This window comes from Embleya sp. NPDC025285 (genome assembly GCF_055558835.1).
The window spans coordinates 1-18673 of sequence record NZ_JBVHLU010000033.1; the positions used below are offsets into that span (position 1 = coordinate 1).

Annotated in this window: 17 protein-coding genes and 1 pseudogene; 13 read left to right on the forward strand and 5 right to left on the reverse strand. The window is 70.7% G+C overall.

Going from position 1 to position 18673, the window contains the following annotated elements; all coding sequences use genetic code 11:
* On the forward strand, positions 1 to 1744 hold a 1744-nt coding region (locus tag ACZ4FV_RS22755; protein WP_465323163.1), incomplete at its 5' end, for a M28 family peptidase.
* Between the two features lie 197 nt (positions 1745 to 1941).
* On the forward strand, positions 1942 to 2502 hold the full coding sequence (locus tag ACZ4FV_RS22760) for a MepB family protein (RefSeq protein ID WP_395864049.1): 561 nt from the start codon (positions 1942 to 1944) through the stop codon (positions 2500 to 2502).
* 180 nt (positions 2503 to 2682) lie between these two features.
* Here ACZ4FV_RS22760 and ACZ4FV_RS22765 read toward each other — a convergent pair whose 3' ends face one another.
* Positions 2683 to 3156: an SRPBCC family protein gene (locus tag ACZ4FV_RS22765; RefSeq protein WP_395864048.1), complete on the reverse strand. Its 474-nt coding sequence runs from the start codon at positions 3154 to 3156 to the stop codon at positions 2683 to 2685.
* Positions 3157 to 3314: 158 nt separating this feature from the next.
* Between ACZ4FV_RS22765 and ACZ4FV_RS22770 the strand changes: the two genes are divergently transcribed.
* On the forward strand, positions 3315 to 3920 hold the full coding sequence (locus tag ACZ4FV_RS22770; protein ID WP_465323164.1) for a TetR/AcrR family transcriptional regulator: 606 nt from the start codon (positions 3315 to 3317) through the stop codon (positions 3918 to 3920).
* 219 nt (positions 3921 to 4139) lie between these two features.
* Positions 4140 to 4964 carry a helix-turn-helix domain-containing protein gene (locus tag ACZ4FV_RS22775; protein WP_395864044.1) on the forward strand — a complete coding sequence of 275 codons (825 nt, stop codon included), beginning with the start codon at positions 4140 to 4142 and terminating at the stop codon, positions 4962 to 4964.
* A gap of 193 nt (positions 4965 to 5157) precedes the next feature.
* On the opposite strand, the gene ACZ4FV_RS22780 is transcribed toward ACZ4FV_RS22775, so the two are convergent.
* On the reverse strand, positions 5158 to 6294 hold the full coding sequence (locus ACZ4FV_RS22780) for an FAD-dependent oxidoreductase (RefSeq protein WP_465323165.1): 1137 nt from the start codon (positions 6292 to 6294) through the stop codon (positions 5158 to 5160).
* A gap of 28 nt (positions 6295 to 6322) precedes the next feature.
* On the opposite strand from ACZ4FV_RS22780, the gene ACZ4FV_RS22785 reads away from it, so the two are divergent.
* On the forward strand, positions 6323 to 7048 hold the full coding sequence (locus tag ACZ4FV_RS22785) for a TetR/AcrR family transcriptional regulator (RefSeq protein ID WP_395864040.1): 726 nt from the start codon (positions 6323 to 6325) through the stop codon (positions 7046 to 7048).
* Positions 7049 to 7063: 15 nt separating this feature from the next.
* On the opposite strand, the pseudogene ACZ4FV_RS22790 reads toward ACZ4FV_RS22785, so the two are convergent.
* Positions 7064 to 7153: pseudogene (locus ACZ4FV_RS22790) on the reverse strand (RraA family protein); the annotation flags it as partial.
* 231 nt (positions 7154 to 7384) lie between these two features.
* On the opposite strand from ACZ4FV_RS22790, the gene ACZ4FV_RS22795 reads away from it, so the two are divergent.
* Positions 7385 to 8077, forward strand: coding sequence for an HNH endonuclease family protein (locus ACZ4FV_RS22795; protein WP_395864039.1), 693 nt, complete (start codon positions 7385 to 7387; stop codon positions 8075 to 8077).
* Positions 8078 to 8149: 72 nt separating this feature from the next.
* On the opposite strand, the gene ACZ4FV_RS22800 is transcribed toward ACZ4FV_RS22795, so the two are convergent.
* Positions 8150 to 8542, reverse strand: a complete 393-nt coding sequence (locus ACZ4FV_RS22800) for a GbsR/MarR family transcriptional regulator (RefSeq protein ID WP_402233297.1) — start codon at positions 8540 to 8542, stop codon at positions 8150 to 8152.
* 137 nt (positions 8543 to 8679) lie between these two features.
* Between ACZ4FV_RS22800 and ACZ4FV_RS22805 the strand changes: the two genes are divergently transcribed.
* Positions 8680 to 9474: a hypothetical protein gene (locus ACZ4FV_RS22805; protein WP_465323166.1), complete on the forward strand. Its 795-nt coding sequence runs from the start codon at positions 8680 to 8682 to the stop codon at positions 9472 to 9474.
* Positions 9475 to 9554: 80 nt separating this feature from the next.
* Here ACZ4FV_RS22805 and ACZ4FV_RS22810 read toward each other — a convergent pair whose 3' ends face one another.
* Complete coding sequence (locus ACZ4FV_RS22810; RefSeq protein WP_395864035.1) at positions 9555 to 10988, reverse strand: sugar porter family MFS transporter; 1434 nt, start codon at positions 10986 to 10988, stop codon at positions 9555 to 9557.
* 338 nt (positions 10989 to 11326) lie between these two features.
* Here ACZ4FV_RS22810 and ACZ4FV_RS22815 point away from each other — a divergent pair, with 338 nt between their 5' ends.
* The 6 genes from ACZ4FV_RS22815 (at position 11327) to ACZ4FV_RS22840 (ending at position 18524) form a co-directional block, all read left to right on the forward strand.
* Positions 11327 to 12538 carry an ROK family transcriptional regulator gene (locus ACZ4FV_RS22815; protein WP_395864033.1) on the forward strand — a complete coding sequence of 404 codons (1212 nt, stop codon included), beginning with the start codon at positions 11327 to 11329 and terminating at the stop codon, positions 12536 to 12538.
* Between the two features lie 393 nt (positions 12539 to 12931).
* Entirely contained in the window at positions 12932 to 14215 is a 1284-nt protein-coding gene (locus ACZ4FV_RS22820) for an ABC transporter substrate-binding protein (protein ID WP_465323185.1), read from the forward strand.
* Between the two features lie 4 nt (positions 14216 to 14219).
* A complete protein-coding gene (locus tag ACZ4FV_RS22825; protein ID WP_465323167.1) occupies positions 14220 to 15185 on the forward strand; it encodes a carbohydrate ABC transporter permease in 966 nt (321 codons plus the stop codon).
* Between the two features lie 122 nt (positions 15186 to 15307).
* Complete coding sequence (locus ACZ4FV_RS22830) at positions 15308 to 16213, forward strand: carbohydrate ABC transporter permease (protein WP_395864029.1); 906 nt, start codon at positions 15308 to 15310, stop codon at positions 16211 to 16213.
* Positions 16210 to 17496 (forward strand): 6-phospho-beta-glucosidase, encoded by a 1287-nt coding sequence (locus ACZ4FV_RS22835; protein ID WP_395864027.1) that lies wholly within the window; start codon positions 16210 to 16212, stop codon positions 17494 to 17496. Before ACZ4FV_RS22830 ends, ACZ4FV_RS22835 begins: the two co-directional genes overlap by 4 nt.
* Complete coding sequence (locus tag ACZ4FV_RS22840; protein ID WP_395864025.1) at positions 17484 to 18524, forward strand: N-acetylglucosamine kinase; 1041 nt, start codon at positions 17484 to 17486, stop codon at positions 18522 to 18524. Before ACZ4FV_RS22835 ends, ACZ4FV_RS22840 begins: the two co-directional genes overlap by 13 nt.
* Positions 18525 to 18673 lie beyond the last annotated feature (149 nt).

Consider the following 18673-nt stretch of genomic DNA (forward strand, 5'->3'; position numbering starts at 1 on the left):
CAAGACCCTCGACCCCACCTGCGCCCTGTTCAACAAGACCAAGGCCGCGTGGGACGCCGTCAGCCTGCCGGCGCAGCCGAACGACCCCACCTGCAACGTGAATCCGGGTCCCGACTTCACCATCGCGGTCAGTCCGACCAGCGGCAGCGTGGCGCCCGGTGGCACCGCGACCACGACGGTGACCACCAGCGTGACCCAGGGCGCGGCGCAGAACATCACCCTGTCGGCGGGTCCGCTGCCGTCCGGCGTGACCGCGTCGTTCAACCCGGCGACCGTGCAAGCCGGTGGCACCTCGGTGTTGACCCTGTCGGCGAGCGCCTCGGCACCGTCGAGCACCACCGCGATCACCGTGACGGGTACGGGCACCAGTGTCACGCACACCGCGCAGTACAACCTGACCGTCTCCAGCGGGCCCACCAACCCGATCGACCCGCCGGACATCAGCGTCGCCAACGTGCAGGCGCACCTGTCCCAGTTCGGCACGATCGCCTCGCAGAACGGCGGCAACCGCCGCTCGGGCACCGGCGGTTACACCGCGTCGCTGGCGTACGTGAAGGGCAAGCTCCAGGCGGCCGGCTACACCGTCACCGAGCAGACGTGCACCTCGTGCACCTACCGCGCCAACAACCTGATCGCCGACTGGCCGGGCGGCCCCGCCGACTCGATCGTCATGTTCGGCGCCCACCTGGACGGCGTCTCCGCCGGACCCGGCATCAACGACAACGGCTCCGGCTCCGCCACCCTCCTGGAGAACGCCCTCGCGCTCGCCCAGGCCAACCCCAGCCTGACCAAGCACGTGCGCTTCGGCTGGTGGGCAGGCGAGGAACAGGGCCTGCAGGGCTCGCAGTTCTACGTCGGTCAGCTCAGCGCCACACAGCGCAGCGCGATCAAGGGCTACTACAACTTCGACATGGTCGGCTCGCGCAACGCCGGCTACTTCATCAACAACATCAACTCCGCCACCGCCGCACCGCTGAAGGCGTACTGGGACACGCTGAACCTGCGTCCCGAGGAGAACGTCGAGGGCCAGGGCCGATCCGACGACTACTCCTTCCAGCAGGGCGGCATCCCCACCTCCGGCTACGCGGCCGGCGCCAGCGCCACCAAGACCTCGGCGCAGGCCACGAAGTGGGGCGGCCAGGCCGGAGCCTCGTACGACTCCTGCTACCACTCCGCGTGTGACACCACCGCCAACGTCGACGCCACGGTGCTCAACCGCAACGCCGACGGGATCGCCTACGCCATCTGGAAGACGGCGGTCGGCGGCACCACGCCCGGGCCCGACTTCTCCATCACGGCCGTCCCGGCCGCCGGCACCATCCAGGTCGGCAGCCAGGGCACCACGACGGTGAACACGGCCACCACGAGCGGCGCGGCGCAGACCGTGTCCCTCACCTCGAGCGGGGCCCCGAGCGGCGTGGGTGTGACCATCAACCCGACGTCCGTGCAGTCCGGTTCCTCCGCCACCGTGACCATCACGGTCGCGGCCGGCACCACCCCCGGCACCTACCCGATCACCATCACCGGCACCGGGTCGGTCGTGCACTCGACCACGTACACACTGACCGTCGGTAACGGCCCCGGTGGCTGCACCGCACCCGCGTGGAACGCGAACACGGTCTACACCAACGGCAGCGTGGTCTCGTACAACGGCCACACCTACCGTGCCAAGTGGTGGGCCCAGGGTGAGGTTCCCGGGACCACCGGGCAGTGGGGAGTGTGGGTCGACCTCGGCGCCTGCTGAGCGAGTCCGCACCCGATCTTCCCCGTTTGTGATGCCCGGTAGGCCGCGGTTCGGCCTACCGGGCATCACACCGTTCGGCCGGGACGCCGTTCGCCGGCAGCTTGTCGCCGGCACGCCGTCCGGGCATCACCCCTGACCGGCGGCACACCGATCGGCCCGCCGCGGCCGGCGTCGGCGGGCGGTGGCAGGATGGTGCGATGCGCCCGAATCCGGATGATTGCCCCTGGCCGGTGGACGGCTCGTTGCCCGCCGACCTCGTCGCGACGAAGGCCCTGGTCTACGACCCGAACGGGTTCGTGTGCTCGGCGCCGGTGCCCGAGCCGGAGAACGCGGAGTACGGCGCCCACGTGTTCACCGTCGACGGCGTCGAGGTCCGCTTCCGGGTCGCCAGGACCACACCGACCAAGGTCGGGCAGTTCGTCACGCTGTGGCGGCGCTCGGCGGCCGGCCCGATCGAGCCCCTGGCCGCCGAGGACCCGGTCGAGTTGGTCGTGGTCGGCACCCGCCAGGGCGACCACTTCGGCCAGTTCGTCTTCCCCAAGGCCGTTCTGCGGGACCGGGGCATCCTGTCCACGCACGGAACCGGCGGCAAACGTGCCTTCCGCGTCTACCCGCCGTGGGTGACGACGACCAACCGCCAGGCCGACCGGACCCGAACCTGGCAACTCGAGCACTTCCTGGCGATCCCGGCGGACGCCCCGCCGGACCCGGACCGCTGCCGGGCGCTCTATCACCCACGGAAACAGCCCGCGCGCTGACCGGGCCTTCCGCCGGTGGGCGGGTCGCGGGTTCGACCGGTTCGGCTGCTTCGACTGGTGCGGGTGAACCGATCCCCGGGTGGCATCCGGCGGCCACAGCCTCGTCGCCACCCGCGCCCCTGCGCCTGCCGAACCGCACGGGGGCCGGGGACGCCCCGCGCGGGGCCGCGGGGTGCGGGGTCAGGGGGCTCCTCCACACGCGGCGCGGAGCCGTACCAGGGTCGTGCGCATGCCCGCGCGGTTGCGGGCGGCGCGTTGTGCGGGCGGCGTACCGGTGAAGACCAATCCGAGCAACTCGGCGACCCGGCGGCGCCATCCGGTGCGGCGATGGTCGCTCCAGTACTCGGTGATCAGCGTCCCGCCCTCCACCGCCGCGAACCGATAGCCCCAGCGCGCGATCGGCAGCCCGAACGAGGTGACGTCGAACGCGAATTCCCGGCCGGGATCGGCGATCACGACCCGACACGTGGTGAACCAGACCCACGGCCCCCTGCGGTTGACGCCGACGAAGCGGCGCCCCCTCGTCCAGACCCGGATCACCTCCGGGCTCCAGTCCTTCATCCGCCGGACGTCCGCGACGACGGCGTACGCGGCGTCCGGTGCGAGGGCGACGGCCAGGGCTTCCTCGACGTCCCAGGTGCGTTCCTCCGTCATCGGTTCACCCGCCCCGCGGCGGGTCCGTCGGGGTGGACGTCCGGGACGACAGCGGGCGGTGTGCGCTCGTGAGGCTTCATGTGGGCCACGTTCATGTGGGCCACGCTAACACCAAGTGCAACGCACCGTCGCGTTGCATTCGCTGCTAGTCTCGTGCCATGAACGGCAACGAGCAGCGCACGACGGCAACCCGCGCCGCAGGTCCGCGCAGGTCCCCGGAGATCTTCGACGCCACACTGGACCTGCTCGCCACCAAGGGCTACGAGGGCTTGACCATCGAAGGCGTCGCCGACCGCTCCGGCGTCAACAAGACCACGATCTACCGCTGGTGGCCGTCCAAGGGCGCCCTCCTCGGCGCCGCACTCACCGGCGCGGGTCGGCTCGACTTCCCCCTACCCGACACCGGCAGCCTCCGAGGCGACCTGATCGGCCTGATGAACGGCATCGTCGCGCTGCTCACCACTCCACCGACGTCCGACATCGCCGTCGCAACCCTGGGCGCGGTGACCCAGAGCCCCGAACTGGCCGACCACACCCGCGAGTTCTTCGCCGACCGCCTGACCCGCGAACAACCCCTCTTCGAACGTGCCGTCGCCCGAGGCGAACTCGCCCCCGACACCGACCCGATGCTCCTCATGGACCTCATCGCCGGCGCCGCCTGGCTACACCTCGTCTTCCGCCGCCTCCCCCTCGACGACCACTTCGTAACCACCACGATCGACGTCATCCTCAACGGCACCACGCCCCACGCGACCCCTCGATAGCCCCGCCGCCGCAAGGCTCCCGCGCTCCCGCCCATCCACGGGACGGCCTCCTCTACCCGCTCGTGGGCGCGGTCGGGGCCTGCCGGTGGACTGCGGGAATGTTCCGCCTCCGGCTCTGCGTAGCATGTGACGATGCGGTCCTCCTCGGGTGTGCGTGCGGCGCCGGCCGCGTGGGACGTGGCACGTCCACGGCGGCCCAGCCGGATGGCTGGTGTCGACATGGCCGGGTTCAGCGTCCCCGGCCCGCTCGCGGGTGGCCTGCGGGTGGTCCCGCACCCGGCCGTGATGCTGGTACTGGAGTTCGGAGCGGCACCGTCCGTCGTGGACGACGGCGCCGGGCGGCGGCATCTGGGAAGTGTCGTCGCCGGACCCGGGTTCGGTTGCGGAGGGATGGTCCGGGCCTGGGGCGCACACGTCGCGTGCGTGCAGGTCCGCCTGTCTCCGCTGATGGCCCGCACGGTTCTGGACGTCGGCCCCGCCGACCTGGACGGCACGCTGGTGACCTTGGCGGACCTGTGGGGCCGGGAAGCCTCACGGGTTCGCGAACAGTTGGCCGAAGTCCCCTCGTGGGAAGGCCGCTTCGCGTTGACGGAGGCGCTGATCGCCCGCCGATACGAGGCGCGGTCGCGGGTGGATCCGGAAGTGGCCCGGGCCTGGCACCGGATCGTGGCCTCCCGTGGCCGGGTGCGGATCGACGGACTGGCGGCTGAACTGGGCTGGAGCCGCAAGCGCCTGTGGACCCGATTCCGGTCGCAGGTCGGAATGCCGCCCAAGCGTGCCGCAACGCTGGTCCGCTTCGACCATGCCGTCCACCGCCTGGTGGCGGGCGACACCGCGGCCCGGGTCGCCGCCGACGGCGGCTACACCGATCAGTCCCACCTGCATCGCGATGTCGCGGCGTTCACCGGCCTGACCCCGACGACCGTGACCGCCGAGCCGTTTCTGACCGTCGACGACGTCGCCTGGCCGACCTCGCGCCCCGGGGCGCCATCCCCGGACACCGCATCGGGCGCCGACCGAAACGCCGACACCTCCACCGGGTGATGCGGGTCGAGACGACCACTGCCCGGTTCCCGCAACGCCGTTTCGCGTTCGAGCGGTTCGGGCCGTTGTCGATCCGCCCGCACCACGGCAGCGGATGGGCGGCACGGAACCATCCGACCGGCGGCCCGCCACATACCCGCGCACGCACGCACGGGATCCGCTGCGTTCACGGCGGTTGGGGCTGCCCCGACGATCAGCCTCGGGGCGTGTGCGCGGGTGCCGGTTCGGCCGGCCGGGCCGTGAAGAAGCGGACGATGTCCTCCGCCGCGGTGGGGGACAACATCATCGCCTGGACTCGTGCGGACATTTCGGCGATCGGGTGAATCCGGGCGAACATCACCTCCTCGTACGTCCGGATCGCCGAGTCCGGGTCGGCGGGGTCGGCGGCGAGTCGGCCGGCGAGTTCGGCGCCGTCGAGCATGGCCTGATTGGCGCCCTCGCCGACCGGCGGCATGAGATGCGCGGCGTCGCCGATGAGGGTGACACCCTGCCGGCCGGCCCAGCGCGTACCGATGGGCATCGTTTCGATCAGGCGCGGCGTCGGCGCGCCGTCGCCGGCCTCGATGAGTGCGGTAAGGCGTGGGTCCCAATCACCGAAGATGTCCAGCAGAGCGCGCTTACTGCGGAATGTGTCGATGGGGAGATCGTCTGCGCGCAGCGAGATCCCGACCCGTATGCCGCCGTCACCGAGGCGTTGCGCTGCCAGGATCCGGTTCACGCCGACGCACCACAGGTTGCCGGGGCCGACCAGCTCGGCGAGATCGGGGTGGCGCCGGTCGACGTCTTCGATGCTCAGCTCGACGAGGGTGGCCACGGAGGACAGTTGCGTGTCGGTCAGCAACGACCGGACGACCGAGCGCGCGCCGTCCGCGCCGATGAGGATGTCGCAGTCGGTGCGGTGGCCGTCTTGGAATGTCAGTTCCCAGCCTCCCTCGGGTCGGGGGGCGGCCGCGACCAGCCGACGCCGCCAGACAACCGTCTCGCCGGGAAGGGAGTCGAGCAGAAGATCACGCAGTGCCCTCCGGTCGATCTCGGGACGTCCGGAGAACGAGCCGGGTTGCGGCACATGGTGGATCAGGATCCGTCCACTCGGATCGAGGATGCGATGTTCCTCGCCCTCCGGCCGCGCCTGCGACCGGAACCGGCCGGCGAGACCCGCCTCGGCCAGGGCCTGTTGCCCGGATTCCGGGTGCAGGTCGAGCGAGCCGCCCTGCGGCCGCGCGGATCGGCTCGCCGCGCGCTCGTACACCACCGCGTCGATGCCGTGCCGATGCAGGATCCGCGCCAGCGTCAGGCCGCCAAGGCCGCCACCGGTGACAGCGATTCGCATTCCCATCCCCTTACCGTACACTGTATTCATGGATACACCGTACGGTAGTGAAGTGTTGTCCGTTTGGGAACGGCCCGAACCTCAGCCGCGAGCGGCGCCGGTGCCGTTGAGCCGCGAGAGGATCGCCACTACGGCGATCCGGCTTGCCGACGCGCAAGGGCTCGACGGCCTGTCGGTCCGCAAGATCGCCAAAGAGCTCGGTGTCGGTCCGATGCGGCTCTACGACTATGTGATCAACAGATCCGAACTACTCGATCTGATGGTCGACGTCGTCTATGCCCGGATCGCCGAGGTCGGCCCGCACTCCGCGTGGCGCGCCACGGTACTGGCCATCGCCCACGCGACCCGCGATGCCGCCCTTGACCATGAGTGGTTTTCCGACCTGCTCGGCGGAAGGCCACACTTGGGACCGCACGCGCTCGCCGTGGGCGAAGCGACCGCGGCGGCACTGAGCCAGGCCCCCGCCGTGCGCGACATCGACGATCTTCAGCGGGCTTTGGGCGCGCTCAACGGCTTCATCATCGGAGCGATCCGCAGAGAGGTCACCGAGCGACGCACCGCCCGTTCCACCGGCACCGACGAAGCCGCCTTTCAGGCCGGCCTCGGCCCCTACCTCACGCGCATGTTGAAAACGGGCCGGTACCCCACCGTCGCCCGACTCGTCATCGACGGCGCCCACCTCAGCCCCGAGGAAACCTTCAAACACAACCTGACCACCGTCTTGGACGGCATCACAGGCGGACCCCACCCGTGACCACTGCGGCCGGCGGCCGAGCCGCCGAGCGACGGCGCACACACTGCCACCGGCCAAGGCGTAGTCCACGTCCCCCGATTCGACCACGACGATCGAGCCGGGACTCCGACCGCCGGCCGCCCGCCCGCTCCGACGACGGCGAGGCCACCGAAGCCATTCCCCACCCATCACGATCAGCCACCGGCGAATGCCCCGCCCGGGACCACTCTTTCGAGTGGTGCAACCGCGCCGTTGCCGGCCGCGGGCCGCCCGATCGCTACAACAGGAATCGCTACAACACGAGCGGACCTGTCACGGCGACTCTGGGACGACGCGATGATGCACACGGGAATCACAATGGGACGACGGACGGCCGCACTCCTGGTGACGGCGACGAGCGTGGGCGCGCTGCTGTTCGCCCCCACGACGAGCGCGGCGGCATCGGTCGGGCCCGCGGAGAGCACCGGCACGAGCGAGGCCGCCGCGGGCATCCCGCTCCGGGACGCGATCGCGGACCTGCGGGTGGCCGACGAGGACCGTTCCGGCTACGACCGAGCCGCGTTCCGGCACTGGGTCGACGCGGACAAGGACGGATGTACGACACGCGCCGAAGTACTGCTCGAGGAAGCCGTCTCCCCACCCGAGATCGGCGCCAAGTGTGCGCTCACGGGCGGCCGTTGGTACTCCTACTACGAGGACGCCTACGTCGACGGCGGGTCCGGCCTGGACATCGACCACATGGTGCCGCTCGCGGAGGCGTGGGACTCGGGCGCGTCCGCGTGGACGCCGCAGCTGCGCGAGCAATACGCGAACGACCTCGACCAGCCTCGGGCGTTGGTCGCGGTGACGGCCAAGTACAACCGTTCGAAGGCCGATCAGGACCCGGGTACGTGGCTGCCGCCGTACGAGGGCGCGCGGTGTACGTACCTGACCGACTGGGTGACCGTGAAGACCAAGTACGACCTGGCCGTCGACACCACCGAACTCGCGATGCTCCAGAAGCTGGGCGCGCAGTGTCCCAACGTGCCGATCACCCCCGGGACGCGGTGAGACGACCGGGCGGGCCGGCCCGCCGTCCGCTCGGCCTCGACCGCCGGCCGGGCCGGATTCGCTCCGCCCCACCTACCGCTCCCGGTTGCGCCACCGTTCCATGACCCCCACGAACTCCGCTTGCAGGAAGGCGAAGAAGTCCGCTGATTCCTGGGCTCGAACGCCCGCCGGCGTATCCGGGCCCAGGGACTGCGCGCCCTCGCGCAGGACGATCTCGAAGCGGGACAACATCTTGTCCCGCTCGCCGTAGGTCTCGTACCAGAGTTCGTCGTGCAGCCGGTAGCGGTCCCGCCGGGAACCGGGCTCGCGCTCGCGGTGCACCATCCGGACCTGGGACAGGTAGGCGATCGCCGACGACACGGCGGCCGGACTGATCCGCAGCGCTTCGGCCAGCTCGGCCGACGTCATGCTCGCCGAGTCGGCCGCGAGCAGCGCGGCGAACACGCGCGCGGCCATCCGCTGCATGCCGGCGTCGGCCAATTCGCTCGCGAAGCGTTCGATGTACCGCGTCACCTCGGCTGGCCCTCCCGCTCGCCCTCACGCTCGGCTGCGTCGCGCTCGCCTACACCCTCGCCGGCCGACGCGACCTGGGCGCGGGCTTCGTGCCGCCGCGACCGGGCCCGGCGCACGCGCCCGCGTCGTTGTCCGGGGCGTACGGCCTGGCCTGGCGGCTGCAACGCGGCACCCTGCTCGCCTGGACGGTCGGCTTCGCCGTCGCCGGCGCGGTGTTCGGCGGCATCGCCGACGGCGCGCAGGACCTGGTCGGCGACAACGACGGGACCCGGGACCTGATCCAACGCATGGGCGGTCACGTCGCGCTGACCGACGCGTTCCTGTCCACGCTGGTCGACATGCTCGGCCTGGTCTGCGTGGTGTTCACCGCCGGCGCGGTGCTGCGCCTGCGCGACGAGGAGACGAGCGGTCGGGCCGAACCACTGCCGGCGAGCGCGGTCGGCCGCGCGCGCTGGGCGGGCGGGCACCTGGCGATCGCGTACCTCGGCCCGGTTCTGGTACTGGCCGCGGGCGGTGTCGCGATGGGTCTGTCGTACGGGATCACCATCGGCGACGTATCCGGCCAGGTGCCCCGCCTCCTGCTCGCCGTGCTGGCCCAGGCGCCCGCCGTGTGGGCGCTGACCGGGCTCGCCGTACTGGTCGTCGGCGCACTGCCCAGGCTCGCCCCGGCGGTGTGGGGCGTGGTCGGCCTGGTGATCGCGCTCGGCTGGCTCGGCCCCGCGCTGAAACTGCCCCAGGCGGTGTTGGACGTGTCGCCTTTCGGCCACCTGCCCAAGCTGCCCGGCGCCGACGTCGCGGCCACGCCGTACCTGTGGCTGCTCGCCCTCGCGCTCGCGCTGCCGGCCGCGGGCCTGACCGCGCTGCGCTGCCGCGACCTGGGCTGAGACCCGCCCCGCCGGCCGGGACTCGACTCGCGGGTCCCGGCCGCCGGCGCGCTGTGCGGTCCCGGCCGCCGACGCCGGGCTCAGCCCATCTCCTCCAGCGTCTTGCCCTTCGTCTCCGGGACGAACTTGAGCACGAACGGGATGGACAGGACCGCGAAGCACGCGTACATCACGTAGGTCGCCGACAGGTTCCAGTCCGACAGCGTCGGGAACGACACGGTGATCACCCAGTTGGCGATCCACTGCGCGGAGGCGGCCACGCCCAGCGCCGCGGCGCGGATCCGGTTCGGGAACATCTCGCCCAGGAAGACCCACACCACCACGCCCCACGACAGCGCGAAGAACAGCACGAACGAGTGGGCCGCGATCAGCGCGACGGTGCCTTCGGTGTCCGGGAGCTTGATGTTCTTGCCTTCGCCGGTCCGCGCCGAGAACGCCCACGCGACCAGGCCGAGCGAGATCGCCATGCCGGTCGAGCCGACCAGCGCGAGCGGTTTGCGGCCCACCCGGTCGACCAGGGACATCGCGATCACAGTGCCGATGATGTTGATGATCGACGTGGTGAACGAGTACAGGAACGAGCTGTTCGGGTCGATCCCCACCGACTGCCACAACGACGCCGAGTAGTAGAAGATCACATTGATGCCGACCAGTTGCTGGAACACCGAGAGCCCGATGCCGACCCACACGATCGGCAGGAACAGGAACCCGCCGCCGCCCAGCAGGTCCTTGAAGGTGGACTTGTGCTCGCGGCGCATCGCCTCGGTGATCTCCGCGACGCGCGCGTCCAGGTCGACGTCGTCGCTCTCCACCTCGGCCAGTACCTTCCTGGCCTGATCCACGCGTCCCACCGAGAGCAGAAAGCGCGGCGACTCGGGGATGGCGAAGGTGAACACGCCGTACAGCACGGCGGGCAGCACCATCACGCCCAGCATCACCTGCCACGCCTCCAGACCGAAGATCAACTCGCCGCGCTGATCGCCGTCGGCGAGGTTGAGGATGCCCCAGTTGACCAGTTGCGAGACCGCGATCCCGGTGACGATCGCGGCCTGCTGGAACGAACCCAGCCGACCGCGATAGGCGGGTGGCGCGACCTCGGCGATGTACGCCGGACCGATCACCGACGCCATCCCGATCGCCATCCCGCCGAGCACGCGCCACATCGCCAGGTCCCACAGCGCGAACGGCAGCGCGGAGCCCACCGCGCTGACCGCGAACAGCACGGCGGCGATCTGCATCACCCTGATCCGGCCGATCCGGTCGGCGATCCGCCCGGCGACCGCGGCCCCGATCGCACAGCCCACCAGCGCGGCGGCGACCACCTGGGCGAGCAGGCTGGATCCGGGCTCGAACTTGCCGCGGATGCCCTCGACCGCGCCGTTGATCACCGAGCTGTCGTAGCCGAAGAGGAACCCGCCCATCGCGGCGGCGGCGGTGATGAAGATGACGTGGCCGAGGTGCTCCGAGTAGGAGTCCCCGCTCGACTGCCCGGTCGTCGCTGTACTGCCGGCCAACGCCGCCTCCCGCGGTCTGTGCACCTCGTCCCGAACCCGGCGCGGTGTGTGCGGTGCGCTGCTTCGGAGAAGTCGCCGGACTCTGAGAGTTGCCCGAGATCACCCGACTAACCATGCGGTGCGCCCGGATGGCGTGCGCACGCGCGCCGGTGACGCGCCAATGGCGTCCACCCGCGCGCCCGCGCCTCCCGCCGTCCGCCCGCACGGTCCGCCGAACGGGTGGACGCGGTCCGGTAACGACCTTGTCGGAAACCCTTGACAGTGCCGAGAGGGCGGGCCTAATTTCCTCTACAACTCTTAGGAAGGTTTCCTAACAGTGACGAGAGGGAGAACCGCTCATGGCCGGAAGCACCGAGCGCGGCGCGGGAGCGTCCGGGCGGGAGCAGGCCGGGCGGCCGAGCCTCTTGCGGGCCATCAACGACCGGGCCGCGCTCGAACTCCTCTTGCGGCACGGGCGGCTCTCCCGAGGCCAGATCGGCTCGATGACCGGCTTGTCGAAGCCGACCGCCTCACAGCTGCTCTCCCGCCTGGAGGCGGCCGGCCTGGTCGTCGGGGTCGGCACCACCGAGGGTGGCCGCGGACCGGGCGCCCAGTTGTACGAGATCAACCCCGCGGCGGGACACGTCGCGGGCCTGGATGTCACGCCCGCCCGGATCCGGGTGGCCATCGCCGACCTGGCCGGACGTGTGGTCGGTGAGCACGAAATGCCCACGCCGCGCCGCGAGGCGGCGGACACTCCCGGCCGGATTCGGGACGCGGTGCGCGCCGCGGCCAGGCCCGCCGGCCTGGACCTCGCCGATCTCGCCCACGTGGTGATCGGAATCCCCGGCGCGTTCGACCCGACCACCGAACAGTTCCGCTACGGCCGGCACCTCGCGGGCTGGCACACCCCGGGCGTACTGGACGCCATCCGCGAGGAACTCGGCCTGACGGTGGACGTGGAGAACGACGTCAACCTGGCCGCGCTCGCCGAGCAGCGGGACGGATCCGCGCGCGACGGCGGCGACTTCGTCCTGCTGTGGGTCGACGAGGGCATCGGGTGCGCGATCGTGCTCGGCGGTCGACTGCACCGGGGTTCCACCGGTGGCGCGGGCGAAGTCGGCTACATGCCGATGCCCGGCGCCCCGCTGCCGCACGACGTCAGCCGCCGCAATACCGGCGGCTTCCAGCAACTCGCGGGCGCGCCTGCCGTGTTGTCCCTGGCCCGCGCCTACGGGGTGGGCAGTCGTACCGCGCCGCAGGCGGTCGCCCGAGCGGTGCGCGCCACCGACTCGCGCGGTGAAGCCTTCCTCGACGAGCTGGCCAACCGGCTCGCGGTCGGCCTCGCGGTGATCGTCTCGGTGCTCGATCCCGGCCTCGTCGTGTTGTCGGGGGCCATCCCGATGGCCGGCGGCGAGGCGTTGCGCTCACGCGTGGTGGGCGAGTTGCACCGCCTCGCGATCCCGCGTCCGCGCGTCGTGCTCGGCGACGTACCCGCCAACCCCGTCCTCACCGGCGCCGTACACGCGGCGCTCGACGTCGCGCGTGACGTCGTCTTCACCACGACCTGACACACGCGCAGCACGCACAGCACACACACGCACACACCACCGGACCACCGCACGGCGCCACAAGACCGGACCCTCGCGGCCGCACCCGCGTGTGTACCGACCGATGCCCCGGCCCCGCCTCGGCTCTCGGTCCCCCACCCGTACCACCGGCACCGTCGGCACCTTCGACGTCGCCGACACCGCCGGCACCACCGGCATCCCGGCTCGACTGCAACACCCCTGCACCACAAGGCACTTCGCCAGCAGACCAGGCTCCGCCGTACCACCGCAAGGCCCCCGGCGCCGCTCGTCCCGGCCGCGCCGCAGCCATCTCCGGAGGAGGACCCAGTGCACAGACTCCCACGGCTCCGTCGTTCCATCACGACCCTCGCGTGTGCCGCCACGCTCGCCCTGATGGCCTCCGCGTGCGCCGGCGACGACGGCGGCTCGGGAACCGGTGCGAACGAGGCGCCCGACAAGAAGGTCACCATCACCTTCTGGCACGGCTGGAGCGCCGAGAGCGAGACCAAGGCGGTCGAGGACCTGGTCGCCAAGTTCAACGTGAAGCACCCCAACATCAAGGTCAAGATCGTCTCCAACGTCACCGACGACAAGATCACCCAGGGCATCCGCTCCGGCAAGGGCCCGGACGTGGTCTCCTCGTTCACCACCGACAACGTCGGCCAGTTCTGTACGTCGGGCTCGTGGACCGATCTGGCGCCGTGGCTGGCCAAGTCCGGCATCGATGTGGCCACGACCTTCCCCAAGCCGGTGCTGGACTACACCCAATTCCAGGGCAAGCGCTGCGCGTTGCCGCTACTCGCCGACGCCTACGGCCTGTACTACAACAAGGACATGTTCGCCGCCGCGGGCATCACCCAGCCGCCGAAGACGTTCACCGAGCTGACCGAAACCGCCAAGAAGCTCAACCAGTTCAACGGAGACGGAACGTTCAAGGTGGCCAGCTTCGTGCCGACCTTCCACGCCTACGAGTTCTCCGCCGCGCACACGCTGGCCCAGTTCGGCCCGACGTACCAGACGCCCGACGGCAAGTCGAACCTGTCCAAGGACCCGGTCGTCCCGCAGTTCTTCAACTGGCAGAAGCAATTCGTGGAAAGCCAGGGCGGATTCGACAAGCTGGAGAAGTTCCGCACCACGTTCGGCGAGGAGTTCTCCGCGGAGAACCCGTTCATGAGCGGCAAGCTCGCGATGACCATGGACGGCGAGTGGCGCACCGCGATGATCGCCCAGGACGCGCCGAAGTTGAACTACGGCACCGCGCCGTTCCCCGTCCCGGACGACCAGGCCGACAAGTACGGCCGCAGCTACCTCACCGGGACCACCGTCGGCATCGCCAAGTCCAGCCACCACCAGGCCGCCGCCTGGGAGTTCGTCAAGTTCGTGACCACCGACACCGACGCGCTGAACGCCTTCTCGCAGGCGATCCACAACGTGCCCAGCACCAACGCCGCGCTGGCCGCGTCGCCGCTGGCCAACGACGAGCACTTCAAGCCGTTCATCGACGCCTTCAAGCACCCCGCCAGCAACACCACGCCGGCCAGCCCCAACGGCGGCAAGTACCAGGTCACCCTGTCCGAGTACGCCTACAAGTGGGAGGCCGGCCAGGGTGGTGACCTGACCAAGAGCCTGGCCGATCTGGACAAGCAGATCGACACCGACGTGGCCCAGGTCAAGTGATCCGATGACCACGACCGCCCCCGCGGCGGCGAAGGTCCCGGCGGCGCTGCGCAGGCAGCGCCGCCGGCGGAACCTGCGCACGCTCGCGTTCCTGTCCCCGTGGCTGATCGGCTTCTCGGTCTTCTTCGCGTATCCGCTCGGCGCGACCGTGTACTACTCGTTCACCCGCTACGACCTGATCAACGCGCCGGTCTGGGTGGGCATGCGCAACTGGAACTACGTGCTCAACGACTACCCGCCGCTGTGGCAGGCGTTGCGCAACACGCTGTGGCTGGTTGCGGTGATGGTCACCCTGCGGGTGATCTTCGGCCTGGGCCTGGGCATGTTGGCGATCCGGCTCAAGCGCGGCGGCGGGCTCTTCCGCACGTTGTCCTACCTGCCCTATCTGGCCCCGCCGGTGGCCGCCACGATCGGCTTCGCGTTCCTGCTCAACCCGGGCACCGGACCGGTCAACCACCTGCTCGGCAACATCGGTATGCCGCAACCGGGTTGGTTCAACGACCCGGACTGGTCCAAGCCGGCGTTGACCCTGCTCGCCCTGTGGGGCATCGGCGAGCTGCTGGTGATCTTCACCGCGTCGCTGCTGGACGTGCCGCGCGAGCAGTACGAGGCGGCCGAGTTGGACGGCGTCGGGCCGTGGCAGCGCTTCCGCTACGTGACCTGGCCGGCGATCACCCCGGTGGTGCTGTTCGCCGTGGTCACCGGCGTGATCCAGACGATGCAGTACTACACGCAGGCGATGGTGGCCGGGAAGGTCGCGAGCGGCATCATCGGCAACTCCGGCCAGTCCTTCGAACCGGGCTACCCGCAGGGCACCACCCTGACCCTGCCGCAACTGGTCTACGAGGAAGGGTTCTCCACCTTCAACACGGGCGCCGCGTGTGTGATCTCGCTGCTCCTGTTCGTGATCGCGATGGCGTTCACCTTCCTGCTGCTGCGCCGCCGCTCGGGCCTGCTCGACGACGACTGACGGGCTGTTCGACGACGACCGAGCGTGTGTGCGCACCGCGCCCACGCCCCTCGCCGGTCACGGAACCCCCGGGCCGGAAAACCGAGTTCGACGATCCACCATGCCCAGAAGGGATCGGAGCCATGGCCCAGACCGTCACGGCCGAGGCAGCCGGCATCAAGCCCGCGCTCGCGCCCGCCCGGACGCCGCCACGCCCACGACGGCGCAAGCGCGTACTGACCTGGATCGGCGTGCACACGCTCGCCGTCACCGCCGTACTGTTCTTCATCCTGCCGTTCGTGTTCCTGTTCCTGACCTCGGTGATGAGCAACAAGCAGGCGCTGACCAGCGACCTGTGGCCCACCTCGTGGGAGTGGGGCAACTACAAGAAGGTGATGGAGACACCGGGCTTCGGCACGTGGTGGCGCAACACGCTGATGTACGCCGGACTCGGCACTCTGTTCACCGTGGTCTCCAGCCTGCCGGTGGCCTACGCGCTGGCCAAGTTCCGGTTCCGCTTCCGGGGCGTGGCGCTGATGCTGGTGATCTCCTCGATGATGTTGCCGCCGCAGGTGATCGTCATCCCGATGTACATCTTCTGGGCCAAGCAGATGCACCTGAGCGGGACGTTGTGGCCGCTGATCATCCCGATGGCCTTCGGCGACGCGTTCACCATCTTCCTGCTGCGCCAGTTCCTGCTCACCATCCCGTCCGAATACCTGGACGCGGCCCGGGTGGACGGGTGCGGCGAGCTGCGCATCCTGATCTCGATCGTGGTGCCGATGATCCGGCCGGCGATCGCGGCGGTCGCGTTGTTCCAGTTCTTCTACTGCTGGAACGACTACTTCGGTCCACAGGTGTACGCGTCCGAGAATCCGGGCGCGTGGACCCTGTCCTACGGCCTGGAGTCGTTCAAGGGCGCACATCAGGTCAATTGGAATCTCATGATGGCCGCCACACTCCTCGTGATGGCGCCGGTGATCCTCGTGTTCTTCTTCGCCCAGAAGGCGTTCATCGAGGGCGTGACTTTGACGGGAGTAAAGGGTTGAAGCTCGCGGTGGTGGGCGGTGGGTCCACTTACACGCCCGAACTGGCCGACGGATTGGGCCGGTTGCGCGAAACCTTGCCGGTCGACGAACTCGTGCTCGTGGACCCGGTGATCGAACGACTCGAGCCGGTCGGCGCGGTGGTGCGCCGCATTCTGGCCCGGTACGGCCACCCGGCCCGGGTGGTGCTGACCGACGACCTGGACGCGGGGGTCGAGGACTCCGACGCGGTGCTCTTCCAGCTCCGGGTGGGTGGTCAGGAGGCCCGCGGGCAGGACGAGGAGTGGCCGCTGGACTGCGGTTGCGTGGGACAGGAGACCACCGGCGCGGGCGGCCTGGCCAAGGCGCTGCGTACGGTCCCGGTGGTGCTGGACGCGGCCGAACGGGTGCGCCGCGCCGCGCCGAACGCGTGGATCGTGGACTTCACCAACCCGGTGGGCATCGTCACCCGTGCCCTGCTGGACGCGGGTCACCGCGCGGTGGGGTTGTGCAACGTCGCGATCGGCTTCCAGCGTCGCTTCGCCGCGATGCTCGACGTGACGCCGAACCGGGTGCGGCTGGACCACGTCGGGCTCAACCACCTGACCTGGGAACGCGGGCTGCACGTCCTGGACGAGTCGGGCGAGCCGGGCCCGGACCTGCTCCCGACGCTGCTCGCCGAGCACGGACCGGCGATCGCCGCGGACATCGAACTGCCGGTGGAGCTGCTGCGCGCGCAGAGCACCGTGCCGTCGTACTACCTGCGCTACTTCTACGCGCACGACGCGGTGGTCTCCCAGCAGCGGCACACCGAGTCGAGGGCGCGGCAAGTGGCGGCGATCGAGCGGGAGTTGCTGGAGCTGTACCAGGACCCAACGCTGGACACCAAGCCCGCGCTGCTGGAGAACCGGGGCGGGGCCTACTACTCGGAGGCGGCGGTGGCGCTGGTCGGCGCGCTGCTGGGCACGACCACCGACGAGGGCGACCGGATCCAGGTCGCCGACGTGCGCAACAACGGCACCTTGCCGTTCCTGCCGGATGACGCGGTGATCGAGGTACCGTCCCTGATCGACGCGAGCGGCGCGACGCCGCTCGCGGTGGCACCGCTGGGGCCGCTGCACTCCGGGCTGGTGGCACACGTGGCCGCGTACGAGGAGCTCGCGCTGGACGCGGCGCTGCGCGGTGGACGCGATCGGGTGGTCACCGCGCTGCTCGCCCACCCGCTGGTCGGGCAGTACGACATCGCCGAGGCGCTCACCGACCGGTTGTTGGCGGCGGGCAAGGAGCACCTGCCGTGGGCCCGGTGACGGAGGGCGGGGCCGATTCCTCCGAATCGGTGCCGGCCGTGCTCGCGATCGACGCGGGCAACTCCAAGACCGATGTCGCGGTCGTCGACGCGGACGGTCGGGTGTGGGGGCGCGGCCGGGGCGCGGGGTACGCGCCATACCAACTCGGCCAGGACGTGGCGGTCGAGCGCATCGCGGCGTTGGTCGAGGACGTGTTGGCGACGGCCGCGGGGGTCGGGCCGGTGGAGCACATCGCGGCGTATCTGGCCAACATCGACCTGCCGGTGGAGGAGCAGCGGCTGCGCAAGGAGTTCGAGGATCGCGGCTGGGCCCGTACGGTCACCGTCGGCAACGACACGTTCGCGGTGCTGCGTTCCGGTACCGACACCCCGCGTGGGGTCGCGGTGGTGTGCGGGGCCGGGATCAACTGCGTCGGTCTGTTGCCGGACGGCCGGACCGCGCGCTTCCCGTCGCTGGGGCGGATGACCGGCGACTGGGGTGGCGGGCTGGGCCTGATGGAGGAGGTGATGTGGTCGTCGGTGCGGGCCGAGGACGGGCGGGGTCCGGCGACCGCGTTGGCGGGCGCGACGGCCGACCACTTCGGTCTGGCGTCGGCGACCGCGGTGGCCGAGGCGGTGCACCTGGGTGAGCTGTCCGGCGAGCGGTTGCACGAACTGGTCCCGATGTTGTTCCGGATCGCCGAGGCCGGGGACGCGGTGGCGGGCGAGGTGGTGGAGCGCCAGGCCGGCGAGATCGCGATGATGGCGGTGATCGCGCTGCGGCGGCTGGATCTGCTCGCGGAGGAGACCGACGTCGTGCTGGGCGGCGGGGTCCTCGCGGCCCGGCCGCCGCTGCTGATGGCGGCGGTCGAGCGGCTGATCCTGGGTTCCGCGCCGCGGGCGGTGTTGCGGGTCGCGGTCGATCCGCCGGTGGTGGGGGCGGCGCTGTTGGGCCTGGATCGACTGCGCTCGGACGGCCGGGCGCCGGCCGATCCGGGGGGCGAGGCGGAGCGCCTGTTGCGCACGCGCTGGACGCGGACGTCGGCCTGAGCGGGGGCTGAGCCGGGGTCGGTTCCGGGTGGGCGGGGGGCGGGTGCTCGTGCCCGGTCGCGCGGGCGGTCGCGGGCGGTCGACCCCCGCTCGACCGGGGGTAGCGGGCCGAATACCCCGCGTGTGCCCGTCGGTCGCATACGATCCCG

Coding starts and splice junctions, on each gene's coding strand:
- ACZ4FV_RS22770 (WP_465323164.1), top strand. CDS start 3,315: ATGAACGGCAACGAGCAGCGCACGACGGCAACCCGCGCCGCAGGTCCG.
- ACZ4FV_RS22780 (WP_465323165.1), bottom strand. CDS start 6,294: ATGCGAATCGCTGTCACCGGTGGCGGCCTTGGCGGCCTGACGCTGGCG.
- ACZ4FV_RS22815 (WP_395864033.1), top strand. CDS start 11,327: ATGGCCGGAAGCACCGAGCGCGGCGCGGGAGCGTCCGGGCGGGAGCAG.
- ACZ4FV_RS22760 (WP_395864049.1), top strand. CDS start 1,942: ATGCGCCCGAATCCGGATGATTGCCCCTGGCCGGTGGACGGCTCGTTG.
- ACZ4FV_RS22775 (WP_395864044.1), top strand. CDS start 4,140: ATGGCCGGGTTCAGCGTCCCCGGCCCGCTCGCGGGTGGCCTGCGGGTG.
- ACZ4FV_RS22830 (WP_395864029.1), top strand. CDS start 15,308: ATGGCCCAGACCGTCACGGCCGAGGCAGCCGGCATCAAGCCCGCGCTC.
- ACZ4FV_RS22820 (WP_465323185.1), top strand. CDS start 12,932: ATGGCCTCCGCGTGCGCCGGCGACGACGGCGGCTCGGGAACCGGTGCG.
- ACZ4FV_RS22825 (WP_465323167.1), top strand. CDS start 14,220: ATGACCACGACCGCCCCCGCGGCGGCGAAGGTCCCGGCGGCGCTGCGC.
- ACZ4FV_RS22785 (WP_395864040.1), top strand. CDS start 6,323: ATGGATACACCGTACGGTAGTGAAGTGTTGTCCGTTTGGGAACGGCCC.
- ACZ4FV_RS22765 (WP_395864048.1), bottom strand. CDS start 3,156: ATGACGGAGGAACGCACCTGGGACGTCGAGGAAGCCCTGGCCGTCGCC.
- ACZ4FV_RS22800 (WP_402233297.1), bottom strand. CDS start 8,542: ATGCAGCGGATGGCCGCGCGCGTGTTCGCCGCGCTGCTCGCGGCCGAC.
- ACZ4FV_RS22795 (WP_395864039.1), top strand. CDS start 7,385: ATGGGACGACGGACGGCCGCACTCCTGGTGACGGCGACGAGCGTGGGC.